Raw genomic sequence first — 15,692 nt, 5'->3', positions numbered from 1 at the left:
GCCCTTAACATGATCGCACGGGCGTGGAGAAAACTCCTACGCCCGTGCTGGTTTCAACGGCTGTCAGGGCAACCGTCGCGCCCGGTCAGGGGCAATTATTTCTTATTGTCTTTCACTTCTTCGAATTCAGCATCAACCACGTCGTCATCTTTCTTCGCTGACGCATCGTGGGCATCCGCTGCACCTGCCTGAGACTGCTGTGCCGCTTCCATCAGCTTGCTGGACACTTCCATCAGCGCCTGCATTTTGGCATCGATCTCTGCTTTATCTTCGCCTTTCAGCGCAGTTTCCAGCGCGCTCAGTGCAGCTTCGATAGGCGCTTTATCATCAGCTGACAGCTTGTCGCCCGCTTCATCCAGCTGCTTACGTGTGCTGTGCGCGATCTGGTCACCCTGGTTACGGGTCTGCACCAGCTCTTCGAACTTACGATCAGATTCTGCGTTCGCTTCAGCATCACGAACCATCTTCGCAATCTCGTCCTCGTTCAGGCCGGAAGACGCTTTAATGGTGATCTTCTGCTCTTTACCGCTGTTTTTGTCCTTCGCCGACACGTGCAGGATACCGTCCGCATCGATGTCAAAGGTCACTTCAATCTGCGGCATACCGCGTGGCGCAGCCTGAATGCCGTCCAGGTTAAACTGGCCCAAAGACTTGTTGTCGTTGGCACGCTTGCGTTCACCCTGCAGCACGTGAATCGTTACGGCAGACTGGTTGTCTTCTGCCGTCGAGAACACCTGGCTGTGCTTGGTTGGGATGGTGGTGTTCTTGCTGATCAGCGATGTCATCACGCCACCCATGGTTTCGATACCCAGCGACAGCGGGGTCACGTCCAGCAGCAGAACGTCTTTAACATCACCACCTAACACACCGCCCTGTACCGCAGCACCTACGGCAACCGCTTCGTCCGGGTTCACATCTTTACGTGGCTCTTTACCAAAGAACTCGGTCACTTTCGCCTGAACCAGTGGCATACGTGTCTGACCACCGACCAGGATGACATCGTTGATGTCAGAAACTGACAGTCCGGCGTCCTGCAGTGCCACTTTCAGCGGCTCGATAGAGCGAGCAACCAGATCTTCAACCAGTGATTCCAGTTTAGAACGGGTCACTTTAATGTTCAGGTGCTTAGGACCGGTTGCGTCCGCCGTGATGTACGGCAGGTTAACATCGGTCTGCTGCGCAGAAGACAGCTCGATCTTCGCTTTCTCTGCCGCTTCTTTCAGGCGCTGCATCGCCAGCGGATCGTTGTGCAGATCGATGCCCTGATCTTTCTTAAATTCCGCGACCAGATAGTTGATCAGACGGCTGTCGAAGTCCTCACCACCCAGGTGGGTATCACCGTTGGTTGCCAGCACTTCAAAGGTTTTCTCGCCATCAACTTCATCGATTTCGATGATAGAGATATCGAATGTACCGCCACCCAGGTCATAGACCGCGATCGTGCGGTTGCCCTGGCCTTTATCCAGACCGTAAGCCAGTGCCGCGGCGGTAGGTTCGTTAATGATACGTTTAACTTCCAGACCTGCGATACGGCCGGCATCTTTGGTTGCCTGACGCTGCGCATCGTTGAAGTAGGCTGGAACAGTGATAACCGCTTCAGTCACTGGCTCACCCAGGAAATCTTCAGCCGTTTTCTTCATCTTTTTCAGGACTTCCGCAGAAATCTGCGGCGGTGCCATTTTCTGGCCTTTCACTTCCAGCCATGCGTCGCCGTTATCGGCACCCACAATTTTGTATGGCATGATTTTGATATCACGCTGCACTTCTTCGTCCTGGAAGCGACGGCCGATCAGGCGCTTAATCGCAAACAGGGTATTCTGCGGGTTAGTGACGGCCTGACGTTTAGCCGGTTGTCCGACCAGAGTTTCCCCATCCTGGGTGTAAGCGATGATCGAAGGCGTGGTGCGATCGCCTTCCGCGTTTTCGAGTACGCGCGCTTTGGTGCCGTCCATGACCGCAACACAAGAGTTGGTTGTACCCAGGTCAATACCAATAATCTTACCCATCTAAACATCTCCCACTTAAATTCGTTGCCAGTTTGGGTTGTGAACCTTTTATGTGGGCAGGTTGTTTACATTCAACCCAACCTCACATGCTTTTTTTTACAACGTTCACAACGCTCGATGACAAGTAAATGGGGTCGCTTAGAAGCGCATCAAGGGTTAAATGAAAAAAAATTTTCAGTCCCTGTCAGACCAGGATCAAAGACGGCTATGAATACGCTGACTATTATGCGGCTCGCCGCGCTTATTCTGCATTGAGGCGGGCAGCGCCTTTTACGCTAACAACACCGCTGAGGAACGATGACAACGACAACACTGGCCAATCCTGCCCCCCTGGGGTTGATGGGATTCGGCATGACAACGATTTTACTGAATCTACACAATACGGGCCTGTTTGCCATGGATGTGACCATTTTAGCGATGGGCATGTTTTATGGTGGGATTGCGCAGGTGCTGGCCGGACTGCTGGCGTTTAAAAAGAATAATACGTTTGGACTGACGGCCTTTACCTCTTACGGCATGTTCTGGCTGATTTTTGTGGCTATTCAGTTACTGCCTGAAATGGGGCTGGCGAAACCGGCCAATGAGACCTTTTTAGGCGCCTGGCTAGGACTGTGGGGCCTGTTTACCCTGTTTATGTTCTTTGGCACGCTGCGGAGCGCAACGATGCTGCAGTTTGTTTTCGGCTCGCTGGCGTTGTTGTTCCTGTTACTGGCGACGGGTCACCTGGCGCATCTTCCCGCGCTGATCCCCTGCGCAGGCTGGGTCGGGTTGGTGTGCGGTGCCAGCGCCTGTTACCTGGCCATAGGTGAAGTGCTAAACGAAACCTTCGGACGGATCGTTCTGCCCATCGGCGCGTAAGCAAATGGTCGAGGCAGCACGCGGAGCCCGGCTCCGCGTGCGTGTTTATGCCTGTTTTATCCCGTCACACAGATTCGGCTCATGGCTGATATCCTGTCTGAGCCAGAGACCGGTCAGCAACCCGACCAGCGCAAGCGTCATGACATACCAGCCGGGTGCCATGGTGGAAACGTTCATCAGCAGCGTCACGCAAATCGGCGTCAGGCCACCAAATACCGCATAAGAAAGATTATAAGAGAACGACAAGCCGGTGAAACGCACCTCAGCAGGGAACGCACGTACCATCACAAAGGGCACAATCCCCACGACGCCCACGCTAAAACCCACCAGCCCATAGAGCTGAAACAGGTAATCAGGATACTGAGGCGCGAGGGAATAGAACATCCCGCTACACAATGCCAGCAGCACGCTACCGAGGCTCAACGTCCGACTGGCGCCAAAACGGTCCACCAACAGCCCGGCAACGATGCACCCGATACATAACATGATAATCGCGATGCTGTTGGCCTTTAAGGTGAGCGCCGGGGCCATACCATGCTGTTTCTGCAGCCAGACCGGCGCCATTAAAATTACCACCACGATGCAGGCAGACAGCATCCAGGTCAGCAGAATCGAAATCACGACCGATTTTTGGTGTTTAAGGATTACGGTTTTCAGCGGCAGCTCCTGCGCCAGCGTTTTACGCTGCTGCATTTCAATGAAAACCGGCGTTTCATGTAGCCAGCGGCGAAGATACATCGCCCCCAGGCCAAACAATCCGCCCAGGAAAAAAGGAATACGCCAGCCGCCATCATGAATGGACTGCTGGGTCATGGTGGTATTAATTAAGGTTGCCACGACCGACCCTAACAGGATGCCGATAGTGAGTCCGGCGGTCAGCGTGCCGCAGGCGATACCAATACGTTTGTAGGGCACGTGCTCCGCCACAAAAACCCATGCGCCCGGGACTTCCCCGCCAATCGCCGCGCCCTGTAGCATGCGCATCAGCAGCATTAACAGGGGGGCCGCCAGGCCAATCGCGTCCCAGCCAGGCAGTGCGCCCATAGCCAACGTGGGCAGCGCCATCAACAAAATACTCAGGCTGAACATTTTTTTGCGGCCCACTTTATCGCCAAAGTGGGCCATGATGATGCCGCCCAGCGGACGCGCCAGGTAGCCCGCTGCAAAAATGGCGAACGTCTGGAGCTGACGGAGCCATTCAGGAATATCGCTGGGGAAGAAAATCTCGCCGATCACGGCAGCAAAAAAGACGAAAATAATAAAGTCGTAAAATTCCAGCGCGCCACCCAGCGCCGCGAGTGCCAGCGTTTTGTAATCCTGGGGTTTCAGGCGCGGTGTCTCAAGTGTGGTCATAAGCGTCCAGAGAAAGTGAAAACAGTTGTAAAGATTCGCTTACTATACCGTCAATTTATCACCACACCAGCGAGCCTGTAGCTTATTCCTGAAAAGCAAAATATTTAGTTATTTATCTCACGTATAGCGCTTTTGGGGCGAAAAGCTGCTACCACATCCGCGTGCGTCTCCACGTAAGGGCCTTCCAGAAGCTGTAAACAATAAGGTACAGCCGCAAAGATGCCCGGAACGTTTATCTTGCCCTGATCGTCTTTCAGGCCTTCCAGGGTTTCCCTGATGGACTTCGGCTGGCCGGGCAGATTGAGAATGAGCGACTGTTTACGGATTACCCCTACCTGACGCGACAGAATGGCGGTCGGCACAAACTGCAGGCTGATTTGCCGCATCTGCTCACCAAACCCCGGCATCTCGCGATCGGCAACGGCCAGCGTGGCATCGGGCGTAACATCACGCCGGGCCGGGCCTGTCCCTCCGGTGGTCAATACCAGGTGGCAAAAACGCTCATCGACCAGCTCGCAAATCGTCTGTTCTATCATGGGCTGCTCATCGGGCACCAGGCGCGTTTCCACTTCAAAAGGCGTGCTGATCGCGCTGTTCAGCCAGGCTTCCAGGGCAGGGATCCCCTGATCCTGATAAATCCCGTTCGCGGCGCGATCGGAAACCGAGATCAATCCGATACGTAATGTGTTCATGATGATATTCGCTGTGATTTACCGCAGTGCGGTGCATGGGGAAGGAGGTACTAAGAAGAATAACAAACGGTGGCGGAAAGGGAAAACCGTGGCGACAGCGCCGCCACGGTAAAACGATTACAGCATTTCTGCCAGCATCTTCTCAAGCTTGCCCTGGTCGATGGCAAAATTACGAATGCCTTCGGCCAGCTTGGTCACAGCCATAGGATCCTGATTGTGCTGCCAAAGGAACTCGGATTCTGTCATCTTAGCCGGACGCGCTTTAACTTCACCCTTGTAGCTCAGCTTACGCTCCAGTGTGCCTTCACTCTCCGCCAGCTCTTTCAGCAGCGCAGGCGAAATGGTCAGACGGTCACAACCGGCCAGTTCGATGATCTCACCGACGTTACGGAAGCTGGCGCCCATCACAACGGTTTCGTAACCGTGCTGCTTGTAGTAATCGTAGATTTCAGACACGGACACCACGCCAGGATCTTCGTGTGGCGCGTACTCTTTCTTATCCGTGTTCGCTTTGTACCAGTCGAGGATACGGCCAACAAACGGCGAAATCAGGTAAACACCCGCTTCAGCACAGGCACGCGCCTGAGCGAAGGAGAACAGCAGGGTCAGGTTACAGTTGATACCTTCTTTTTCCAGCTGCTCTGCTGCACGAATGCCCTGCCAGGTGGAGGCCAGTTTGATCAGGATACGATCGTTGCTGATACCGGCATCGTTGTACAATTTAATCAGGCTGCGAGCTTTGGCAATGCTGGCTTCGGTGTCATAAGAAAGGCGAGCATCTACTTCGGTGGAGATACGGCCCGGCACCAGCTTAAGAATTTCCAGACCGATGTTAACGGCCAGCTTGTCGGATACCAGCTGCAGCTGTTGTTCTTTATCGCTGCTCTGCTGACGCGCCCAGGCGATCGCTTCATCAATCAGTTTGCGGTATTCAGGGATTTGAGCAGCATTGAGAATCAGAGAAGGGTTGGTCGTTGCGTCCTGAGGCTGATACAGCTTCATCGCTGCGATATCACCAGTGTCGGCCACTACGGTGGTCAGTTGACGCAGGGAGGTCAGTTTGTCCGTCATGTTTTTTCTCTTAGTTAACTGTCAGGGTGATAAAAGGCTGTTGGGATAATATCACGCGGTAACGGTGGTGCAAGGTCAGGGAATGCCGTTTACGATAGCGCGAACAAATAGGAGTGATTTGCCGATCCTTGCGGCTTTTTTGCTACACTCGCAGGCAACAATTACAGGCTAACCCCTTAAAAAAAGGGACTCATTGAGGAAGCGACGATGTTGATGGTGATTTCTCCTGCCAAGACGCTGGATTATGAAAGCCCCCTGACGACGCAGCGTTTTACCCAGCCCGCGCTGTTAGAAAAGTCACAACAGCTGATTGAAATTGCGCGTAAGCTCTCGCCGGCACAGGTCGCTTCACTGATGAGCATTAGCGACAAGCTGGCACACTTAAACGCTGACCGCTTTAACAGCTGGCAGCCGGATTTCAATCTGAAGAATGCCCGTCAGGCTATTCTGGCGTTTAAAGGTGATGTCTATACCGGTTTACAGGCCGAGACGTTTAGCGAGCAAGATTTCGACTTTGCCCAGCAGCATCTGCGTATGCTGTCCGGACTTTACGGCCTGCTGCGGCCGCTGGATTTAATGCAGCCCTATCGGCTGGAAATGGGCATCAAACTGGCTAACCCGGCCGGTCAGGATCTCTACAGCTTCTGGGGCGATCTGTTAACGGAAAAACTGAACGACGCGTTGGCCAGTCAGGGCGATGACGTGCTGATTAATCTGGCTTCCGATGAGTACTTCAAAGCCATCAAACCCAAGAAACTGCAGGCGCGCCTGATTAAACCGGTCTTTCTGGATGAGAAAAATGGCAAATTCAAAGTGATCAGTTTCTATGCGAAAAAAGCGCGGGGACTGATGAGCCGTTACATCATTCAGAATCGCCTGACGAAGCCAGAGCAGCTTACGCGGTTCGACGTGGATGGCTATGCTTTTGCGGCTGAGGAAAGCCGTGAGAATGAGATGGTGTTTAAACGCGCCGAACAGTAACAACAGCCCGAAGCATTAGCCCTGCAAAAGCGATGAGGTGGTCAGCCCACCTCATCCTGACTGACAGAGCATTACTTGAGCAGAAACGCCCGAAGTTGGGCAAAATCTGCGCCCATCTGATGCGACAGCAGGGGCAGATCCGCGCGCTCAGCCAGCTCGGCAGGCAATGCCAGTTTCTGATCCAGAATGCTTTCCACGCTCTCCAGGAACTTAGCCGGATGGGCCGTTCCGAGGAATAAACCAAACTCCCCTTCCTGCAGCTGGTCACGCAACAGACGCCAGGCAATTGCCGCATGCGGCTCAGAGACGTAACCCAGCTTCGCCAGCTCGCGCATCGCTTCACGCGTAACATCGTCCGTTACCGCACCGTAAGCCAGATCGCTCAGACGCCAGGTTTTACGGCGGAACAGCTCTTCCACACGCGGCCAGTTGTTTGGCTGGCTAACGTCCATAGCATTCGACAGCGTCGCCACGGTGGCGTTAGGCTGCCATTCACCCTTGCCCAGGAAACGTGGCACCGTATCATTGGCGTTGGTCGCGGCGATAAAGCGTTTAATCGGCAGACCCAGTGATTTCGCCAGCAGGCCGGCCGTTAAATCACCAAAGTTTCCGCTTGGCACGGAGACCACCAGCTGATTACGCTTCTCCTGCGGCAGTTGGGCAACCGCTTCAAAGTAGTAGCAAATCTGCGCCAGCAGGCGGCTGATGTTAATCGAGTTAGCGGAGTTCAGGCCGATCGCCTTTTTCAGCGCCTGATCGTCAAACGCCTGCTTAACCAGCGACTGGCAGGCGTCAAAATCGCCGTCAATCGCAATGGTTTCGATGTTGCCGCCCAGCGTGCAGAACAACTTCTCCTGTAACGGGCTGATTTTCCCCTGCGGATAGAGGATGACAACACGCACATTCTCCATACCGTAAAAGGCGTGAGCCACGGCAGCACCGGTATCGCCGGACGTCGCCGTCAGAACGGTAATTTGCTCATCCGACCCGCTGACGTATGACAGCATCTGCGCCATGAAGCGGCCGCCAAAATCTTTGAACGCCAGCGTCGGGCCGTGGAACAACTCCAGGCAGGCAATGTCGTCGCTGACGGCCTTAACCGGCGCCGGGAAGGTGAACGCGGTTTTCAGGCGTTCAGTCAGGTGCGCTGCCGGGATTTCATCCCCGATATAGGCTGAAAGGATTTTACTGCTGCGGGTAACAAAATCCATTTCCAGCATGGCATCGATGTCGGTCAGTTCAAATTCCGGCAGTTCGAGCGGAAAAAACAGCCCTTGCTGTGAACCCAGACCTTGTTTCACCGCTTGGGCGAAGCTGACCTGCTCGTTATGATCCTTAAGGTTGTAGAGTTTCATGCGTTATCCCAGTTTACGTGCGCCAGCCGTATCAAGACGGCAGATATGGACGAAGCCTTCATCGTTCTGCAGATAGTGCTGGCTCAGCCAGTCGGCCATCTGCTGCGCCGTTTCCATCTGGTTGCAAACGGCAAATAGCGTGGGGCCGGAGCCCGATATTCCACAGGCCAGCGCGCCAATATCCTGCGCGGCCTGGCGAGCCTCGGCAAAGCCCGGTAACAGCTGAGTACGATAAGGCTCAGCAATGACATCCTGCATAAGTTTAGCCGCCAGCGCGGGTTGGCGCGTATGACAGGCGTGAACAAAGCCTGCCAGCAGACGACCGTGTTTGATGCAGTCCTGCTTTGCATACTGCGCAGGTAAAATCGCCCGCGCTTCCGCCGTCGAGACTTTAATACCCGGATAGGCCATAACCCACAGCCAGTCGTCAAATCCGGGTACGGCCTGACTGATAATGCCGTTTTCTTCCAGCATCAGCTGAATACCGCCAAGGAAGCAGGGCGCGACATTATCGTAATGTACGCTACCGGAGATGCGCCCTTCCAGTTCTCCCATCAGGGTCAGGAGCTGAGTGTCATCAAGCGGGTTACCACAAAATTCATTCATCGCCATCAGGCCAGCCACCACGGAGCAGGCGCTGGAGCCGAGGCCGGAGCCGATCGGCATATTTTTTTCCAGCGTCATCGCTACAGGTACGGTTTTGCCAATCGCTTCACAAAAACGCTGCCAGCACTGATAGACGATGTTCTCTTTGGGATCGCTGGGCAGCTTACTGACAAAACGTCCCGCATTGCTCAGGCTAAAGCTGTCGGCCGCCTCGACCGACACGCAGTCACCCAGCAATGTACCATCCACTGGCGATACCGCCGCGCCCAGCACGTCAAAACCCACGCTGACGTTACCGATTGAGGCCGGCGCATAAATTTTTACCATCATTACACTCCCAACTTCCATGACAGTGTGCGCAGCAGATCGGCAAACACGCCCGCAGCTGTCACATCGTTTCCTGCACCGTATCCGCGCAATACTAACGGAATCGGCTGATAATAGCGGCTGTAAAAGGCCAGCGCGTTTTCGCCATTTTTGACTTTGAAAAGCGGATCGTTACCGTCAACCGCATCGATCTTCACTTTACATGCCCCGCCCTCTTCGATCACGCCAACCAGACGCAGCACTTTGCCTTCAGCACGTGCCTGTTCCACCCTGGCTGCAATCGCCGCATCGGCTTCGGGTAACTGCGCCATAAACTGGTCGACATCGGCGATGGCATTCAGATGCGCGGGCAGCAGGGGTTCGATTTCAATGTCGCTCATTTCGAGCGAATGCCCCGCTTCACGCGCCAGAATCAGCAGCTTGCGCGCGACATCCGTACCTGAGAGATCGTCGCGAGGATCGGGCTCGGTAAAGCCCATCTCGCGTGCCATCCTGGTCGCTTCTGACAGCGATACACCTTCATCCAGCTTGCCAAAAATATAGGATAGCGATCCTGATAAAATTCCAGAGAACCTGATCAACTCATCGCCTGCATTGAGCAGATTTTGCAGGTTCTCAATGACGGGTAAACCCGCGCCGACGTTAGTGTCATACAGGAACTTACGACGCGATCCCGCCGCCGCCACACGCATCTTCTGATAGTATTCCCACGACGAGGTGTTGGCCTTTTTATTCGGCGTGACCACGTGAAAACCTTCCGCCAGAAAATCTGCGTACTGGTCGGCAACCGCCTGGCTCGAGGTACAGTCCACAATCACCGGATTCAGTAAATGATACTCTTTAACCAGGCGAATTAAGCGCCCCAGGTTAAACGGCTCTTTGGCCTGCGCCATTTCGCCTTTCCAGTCGCTGAGATCGATACCGTGCACGTTGGTTAACAGCGCCCGGGAATTCGCAATGCCGCAAACGCGGAGATCGATGTGCTTTTGTTTAAGCCACGTCTGCTGGCGATGCAGCTGATCCAGCAGGGCGCCGCCGACTCCGCCGACGCCCACCACAAAAACCTCAATCACCTGGTCGGTGGCAAACAGCATCTGATGCACGACGCGCACGCCCGTGGTGACGTCATCATTATTGACCACGACCGAAATAGAGCGTTCAGACGATCCCTGAGCGATAGCGATAATGTTGATATTGGCGCGCGCCAGGGCAGAGAAGAATTTCGCTGAAATCCCGCGCAGGGTGCGCATGCCATCCCCTACAACCGAGATCACCGCCAGATTTTCGATAACGTCCAGCGCATCCAGCAATCCATCTTTCAGTTCAAGATAGAATTCGTCTTCCAGCACACGGCGCGCTCGCGCCTGCTCGCTCTGAGGAACACAGAAGCTGATGCTGTATTCAGAAGAAGACTGGGTGATTAACACCACTGAAATCCCGGTGCGTGACATGGTCGCGAACACGCGGGCGGCCATGCCCACCATGCCTTTCATCCCCGGGCCAGACACGTTAAACATCGCCATATTATTCAGGTTGGTGATGCCCTTAACCGGGAATTCATCCTGTTCACCATTGGCGCTGATCAGCGTACCTGGGGCCTGCGGATTGGCCGTGTTTTTAATCAGGCAAGGGATCTGGAACTGGGCGATAGGCGCGATAGTCCGTGGATGCAGGACTTTCGCCCCGAAATAGGAGAGCTCCATCGCCTCCTGGTATGACATGGATTTGAGCAGGCGGGCATCCGGCACCTGACGGGGATCACAGGTATAAACCCCGTCTACGTCGGTCCAGATTTCGCAGCAATCGGCACGCAGACAAGCCGCCAACACGGCAGCAGAGTAGTCGGAACCGTTTCGGCCCAGCACCACCAGCTCGCCCCGCTCATTACCGGCGGTAAAACCGGCCATCAGGATCATATTTTCAGCCGGAATTTTACTGGCTTCGATGCGGCGGGTTGATTCTGCGATATCCACGGTAGACTCGAGATAGTGGCCGATGGCTAACAGCTTCTCGACCGGATCGATAACGCTGACGCCATAACCTCGTGCCTCAAGCAGCTTTTCCATAATCGCAATCGAGAGCTTCTCACCACGACAGATCATCGCGGCGTTGACGCTGTCAGGGCACTGTCCCAACAGGCTGATCCCGTGCAGCACCTGTTTAAGCTGAGCAAACTCGCTGTCTACGCGGCTTTTAAGCCCGTCATAGTCGAAACCGGGTTGCGCCTCGGCCAGCCCCTGCAGCAGCTCCGCAAAGATGCGCGTCGCGTCACTGATATTCGGCAGCGCATCCTGACCGCTAATGGTTTTTTCGATCATCGCGACCAGATGGTTGGTAATCTTAGCGGGCGCAGAAAGCACGGTGGCAACCTGTCCCTGTTGCGCATTACTTTCCAGAATATCGGCCACGCGCAGAAAACGCTCTGCATTAGCAACCGAGGTCCCACCGAATTTCAGCACTCGCATGATGTCAACTCTCCTGATTTTGAGTCAAAAAAAAACCCGCACTCGTGAGGTGCGGGCTTCTTTTCTGTTTTTCCTGGATGCGTCAGCCCGCCCCTTTACCGATCGTAATGGTAATGGTGGTGGTAATAATTGTGGTGTTCAGGCTGTGATTACGCATTCAGATTTATTTTTTCTGTCTGTCATTGATTGTCCGTCTGCGTCAAGAAGTAAAGCAAAGCGCACATTAAGTCAACGGTTTTATCCGTTGCGCAAATACAGACCACAATGTTTAGCATGCTGTTAAACAAAAAAAGCCTGGTGAATCGTTTGTTATACCGCATTTCGTTAACATCTGTGACTGTATAGTCACGCTTAACCCGAGGATTTATCTGCCAGCTTTTTTTCCACGTCATGCAACAAACGGTGCAACATCGCACTGTCGCGCTGCTCTAACAGGCCAATACGCTGATTAATCCAGTCGGCCATTTTATTGTCGTCACTCACCTCTAACCGGCTCAGTAACTGTTCAAACCGCTGGCGCAGGGCTTGGAGCTGCTGACCATCGGCCGCTGGGGCGACAGGCGCAGCCACCTGATTGAGCGCCGACAGCTGGTAACAGTAAACCATAACGGCCTGCCCCAGGTTCAGTGAAGGATAATCGTTTGCCATTGGAATGCCGGTGAGCAGGTCAACCTGCTCCAGCTCTTCATTGGTCAGCCCGCTGTCTTCACGGCCAAATACCAATGCCATGCTGTTTACCCACTGACGTTTTTCCCGCAGTTGCGCTTCCACCTGCTGCGGCGTTGCATAATAGCGGAACCTGGCCCGACTTCGCGCGGTCGTGGCGACGGAAAAGTCGATGTCTGCCAGCGCTTCGGCCAGCGTATCAAAGGTTTTTATCCTGTCCAGAATATCACCTGCGCCATGAGCTACGCGGCGGGCGGCCGGATCCTGCCATGCATCACTGGCAACAATACGCATTTCATTAAAGCCCATGGTTTTCATGGCACGCGCCGCCGCGCCAATATTTTCTGCCCGGGCAGGTGAGACGAGGATAAGAGGAAAAAGCATGATCATTCCATCAGTAAATGTGCACGCTGCTAGTGTAACACGCACCTGCTTTATTGAGGGATATAGGTGGTCATGTTAAGACTCTGACATACATGTTAAAACACGTTAAAAAAGGCCGGAGCGCGCCTTTTTATCATAAAGTGCACATTATCAAAACCTTCAAAATAAAAGCCTTTCATTTCAGTCCACTGTAATAGTAAGTTTCTAACATCATATTTAGTGATAAGCCGGGCTGGCGGGGACAAAAATGAGACGTAATGTCAGCCAGCACGCTATTTTTTGAGATGTTTTTCACAGAAATGTTAACGTGCTACAATTGCATTTGATATAAGTCAACGAAGCGTTGTTTTTATGCTTACCAGTTGTTGTTATTGCTGTTAGGTTGCTGTTAATACAGTTAGTATGTGTTTCAAATTATTATTCCGCAGGGCATGGAATTTTTACCCCGGCAGGCTGGCGAATACGGTTGTTGACCTTGATAAAAGCTTATCAAAATTTACTTTTGTACAACGGTTCAGCAAAGCTTGCCGTTCTCCGCACTGGAGAGCACCTAACCGCTGTACGCCCTGTTTTCAATTTAGTTGGCAAAATTAGGTAGCTAAACATGCAGACCCCGCACATTCTCATCGTTGAAGACGAACTGGTCACGCGCAATACCCTCAAAAGCATTTTTGAGGCGGAAGGTTATGTCGTGTACGAAGCGACCGATGGTGCAGAGATGCACCAGGTGTTGACCGACAATGATGTCAATCTGGTTATTATGGACATCAATCTGCCGGGTAAAAACGGCCTGTTACTGGCACGTGAACTGCGTGAGCAAGCCAATGTCGCATTGATGTTCCTGACCGGACGCGATAACGAAGTCGATAAAATTCTTGGGCTGGAAATTGGTGCAGACGACTACATTACTAAGCCGTTTAACCCACGCGAATTAACTATTCGTGCACGTAACCTGCTGTTGCGCACCATGAATTTGCCTTTACCCAATGAAGAGCGTCGCCAGGTTGAAAGCTATAAGTTCAACGGCTGGGAGCTGGACATCAACAGCCGCTCACTCATCAATCCCAACGGTGAGCAGTACAAACTGCCGCGCAGTGAGTTCCGTGCCATGCTGCACTTCTGCGAAAACCCCGGCAAGATTCAGACGCGTGCTGATTTGCTGAAGAAAATGACCGGACGCGATCTCAAGCCACACGACCGTACTGTTGACGTGACAATCCGTCGTATCCGTAAACATTTTGAATCCACGCCAGATACCCCTGAAATCATCGCCACCATTCACGGCGAAGGTTATCGTTTCTGTGGTGACCTGCAGGATTAAGCTGGCAATCATTTAACGCCCTTACGGGCGTTTAATGATTGCCTTAGTGCCACGGCATAATCGGTACGGCGCTTAGCGCATTTTTAGGTGAACCATCCACCACTTTATCTGAGTAAGCCAGATAAATTAATGCGTTACGCTTGCTGTCAAAGAAACGCACGACCTGCAGTTTCTTGAAGATCAGCGATGTGCGCTGACGAAACACTACGTCACCCTGTGCTTTGCCTTTGGCAATTTTCTCGCTCAGTTCTACCGGCCCGATTTGCTGACACGAAATGGCCGCGTCTGATGTATCTTCCGCTAATCCCAGCCCGCCCTTGATACCGCCTGTTTTCGCCCGGCTGATGTAGCAGGTGACATTTTTTACGTCGGGATCGTCGAATGCCTCAACCACAATTTTGTGGTCGGGTCCAAACATCTTAAACACAGTGTCGACGGAGCCAATCTCTTCAGCCAGAAGCGGACTGGAAAACAGCAAACCCGCGAAGGTGACGAGCAGGAGACGAGGTATTGTCATTGAGTTACCATTGCAAATGTAATAGATGAGCATGTAATGTACTGTCAATCGATACAATAACCAACGTAAAAAGGGTATAAATTCCCGCGTAGATAGCACAACCATCCCAGTCAAAACCAAACATGTCTTTAAAGCAATAAGTGCTATTATTCGTCGACTTCATTTAGCTGCGCCACCAGAGTATGAGGATGTTTTATGGACCAAGCCGGTATCATTCGCGATTTGCTTGCCTGGCTGGAGAGCCATTTGGATCAACCACTTTCACTGGATAACGTTTCCACTAAAGCCGGTTATTCTAAATGGCATCTACAACGGATGTTTAAAGACGTTACCGGACACGCCATTGGCGCCTATATCCGGGCACGACGTCTTTCCAAAGCCGCGGTGGCACTTCGCCTGACCAGCCGCCCGATTCTCGATATTGCTTTGCAGTATCGGTTTGATTCACAGCAGACCTTTACACGAGCCTTTAAAAAGCAGTTTAATCAAACACCTGCATGGTATCGCCGCTCGTCTGACTGGAATTCATTTGGTATTCGCCCACCCATTCGGTTAGGAAACGATCAGCAGCCGGAATCGCAGTTCGTCACCCTGCCGGAGACCGTTCTGGTGGGACAGACACAGAGCTACACCTGTACCCTGGAACAAATTTCCAGCTACCGCGATGAAATGCGTGTCCATTTCTGGAAACAGTTTCTGTTGGAAACGGATACGGTTCCGCCCGTGCTCTACGGTCTGCACCAGGTCCGTGCCAGTCATGAAAAAGACGATGAGCAGGAGATTCTGTACACCACAGCCGTGCCAACCGACAGCGCGACCAATATGCATTCGGGCCAGAAGGTCATTCTTGAAGCCGGGGATTACGTTCAGTTCAACTACAGCGGTCCGCGCGTTGAACTTCAGGAGTTTATTCTGTTGTTATACGGTACCTGCATGCCGACGCTGGGCCTGACGCGCCGCATGGGGCAGGACATCGAGCGCTTTATTACCCACGGCGGTAAAAAGCGCAGCGAACCGCCTACAGAGATTCGTTGTGAATATCTGATCCCGATTCGCCGTTAATACCTGGTGTGATGCCGCCGTAATGACG

Annotated in this window: 14 protein-coding genes and 1 other annotated feature; of the genes, 4 read left to right on the top strand and 10 right to left on the bottom strand. The window is 53.1% G+C overall.

What is annotated here, in order from left to right; translation table 11 throughout:
- Positions 1 to 95 precede the first annotated feature (95 nt).
- The gene (dnaK, locus tag NYE92_RS18330; protein WP_013024558.1) at positions 96 to 2,006 is read right to left on the bottom strand and encodes a molecular chaperone DnaK; all 1,911 of its coding nucleotides are present in this window, start codon (positions 2,004 to 2,006) and stop codon (positions 96 to 98) included.
- Between the two features lie 297 nt (positions 2,007 to 2,303).
- On the opposite strand from dnaK, the gene NYE92_RS18325 reads away from it, so the two are divergent.
- Positions 2,304 to 2,864, top strand: a complete 561-nt coding sequence (locus NYE92_RS18325) for an acetate uptake transporter (RefSeq protein WP_110015274.1) — start codon at positions 2,304 to 2,306, stop codon at positions 2,862 to 2,864.
- Positions 2,865 to 2,909: 45 nt separating this feature from the next.
- Here the strand turns inward: NYE92_RS18325 and NYE92_RS18320 are convergent, their stop codons facing one another.
- The 3 genes from NYE92_RS18320 to tal all read right to left on the bottom strand — a co-directional run bounded on the left by NYE92_RS18320 (position 2,910) and on the right by tal (position 5,980).
- Positions 2,910 to 4,217, bottom strand: coding sequence for an MFS transporter (locus tag NYE92_RS18320; protein ID WP_110015273.1), 1,308 nt, complete (start codon positions 4,215 to 4,217; stop codon positions 2,910 to 2,912).
- 104 nt (positions 4,218 to 4,321) lie between these two features.
- A complete protein-coding gene (gene mog / locus NYE92_RS18315) occupies positions 4,322 to 4,909 on the bottom strand; it encodes a molybdopterin adenylyltransferase (protein WP_013024555.1) in 588 nt (195 codons plus the stop codon).
- A 117-nt stretch (positions 4,910 to 5,026) separates the two neighbouring features.
- Entirely contained in the window at positions 5,027 to 5,980 is a 954-nt protein-coding gene (gene tal / locus NYE92_RS18310) for a transaldolase (protein WP_013024554.1), read from the bottom strand.
- Positions 5,981 to 6,187: 207 nt separating this feature from the next.
- On the opposite strand from tal, the gene yaaA reads away from it, so the two are divergent.
- Positions 6,188 to 6,961, top strand: a complete 774-nt coding sequence (yaaA, locus tag NYE92_RS18305) for a peroxide stress protein YaaA (RefSeq protein ID WP_014592877.1) — start codon at positions 6,188 to 6,190, stop codon at positions 6,959 to 6,961.
- A gap of 71 nt (positions 6,962 to 7,032) precedes the next feature.
- On the opposite strand, the gene thrC is transcribed toward yaaA, so the two are convergent.
- From thrC to NYE92_RS18285, 5 genes are all read right to left on the bottom strand, one after another.
- Positions 7,033 to 8,316 (bottom strand): threonine synthase, encoded by a 1,284-nt coding sequence (gene thrC / locus NYE92_RS18300; protein WP_259019329.1) that lies wholly within the window; start codon positions 8,314 to 8,316, stop codon positions 7,033 to 7,035.
- A 3-nt stretch (positions 8,317 to 8,319) separates the two neighbouring features.
- Entirely contained in the window at positions 8,320 to 9,249 is a 930-nt protein-coding gene (gene thrB / locus NYE92_RS18295) for a homoserine kinase (protein WP_033770745.1), read from the bottom strand.
- A gap of 2 nt (positions 9,250 to 9,251) precedes the next feature.
- A complete protein-coding gene (thrA, locus tag NYE92_RS18290; protein WP_013024550.1) occupies positions 9,252 to 11,714 on the bottom strand; it encodes a bifunctional aspartate kinase/homoserine dehydrogenase I in 2,463 nt (820 codons plus the stop codon).
- Positions 11,715 to 11,739: 25 nt separating this feature from the next.
- Positions 11,740 to 11,864, bottom strand: a sequence feature (Thr leader region).
- Positions 11,797 to 11,871 (bottom strand): thr operon leader peptide, encoded by a 75-nt coding sequence (gene thrL / locus NYE92_RS23290; RefSeq protein ID WP_109707012.1) that lies wholly within the window; start codon positions 11,869 to 11,871, stop codon positions 11,797 to 11,799. Its footprint overlaps the feature before it by 68 nt.
- Before the next feature lie 194 nt (positions 11,872 to 12,065).
- Entirely contained in the window at positions 12,066 to 12,764 is a 699-nt protein-coding gene (locus tag NYE92_RS18285) for a tRNA/rRNA methyltransferase (protein ID WP_014606619.1), read from the bottom strand.
- A 604-nt stretch (positions 12,765 to 13,368) separates the two neighbouring features.
- On the opposite strand from NYE92_RS18285, the gene arcA reads away from it, so the two are divergent.
- Positions 13,369 to 14,085, top strand: a complete 717-nt coding sequence (arcA, locus tag NYE92_RS18280; RefSeq protein ID WP_013024548.1) for a two-component system response regulator ArcA — start codon at positions 13,369 to 13,371, stop codon at positions 14,083 to 14,085.
- Between the two features lie 43 nt (positions 14,086 to 14,128).
- Here arcA and creA read toward each other — a convergent pair whose 3' ends face one another.
- Positions 14,129 to 14,602 (bottom strand): protein CreA, encoded by a 474-nt coding sequence (gene creA, locus NYE92_RS18275; RefSeq protein ID WP_019106396.1) that lies wholly within the window; start codon positions 14,600 to 14,602, stop codon positions 14,129 to 14,131.
- Positions 14,603 to 14,797: 195 nt separating this feature from the next.
- Here creA and robA point away from each other — a divergent pair, with 195 nt between their 5' ends.
- Positions 14,798 to 15,664: an MDR efflux pump AcrAB transcriptional activator RobA gene (gene robA, locus NYE92_RS18270; RefSeq protein ID WP_013024546.1), complete on the top strand. Its 867-nt coding sequence runs from the start codon at positions 14,798 to 14,800 to the stop codon at positions 15,662 to 15,664.
- Positions 15,665 to 15,692 lie beyond the last annotated feature (28 nt).

Source organism: Pantoea sp. B566, assembly GCF_024793925.1.
Lineage (GTDB): Bacteria > Pseudomonadota > Gammaproteobacteria > Enterobacterales > Enterobacteriaceae > Pantoea > Pantoea ananatis.
This window is presented reverse-complemented; position numbering and strand designations above follow the sequence as displayed.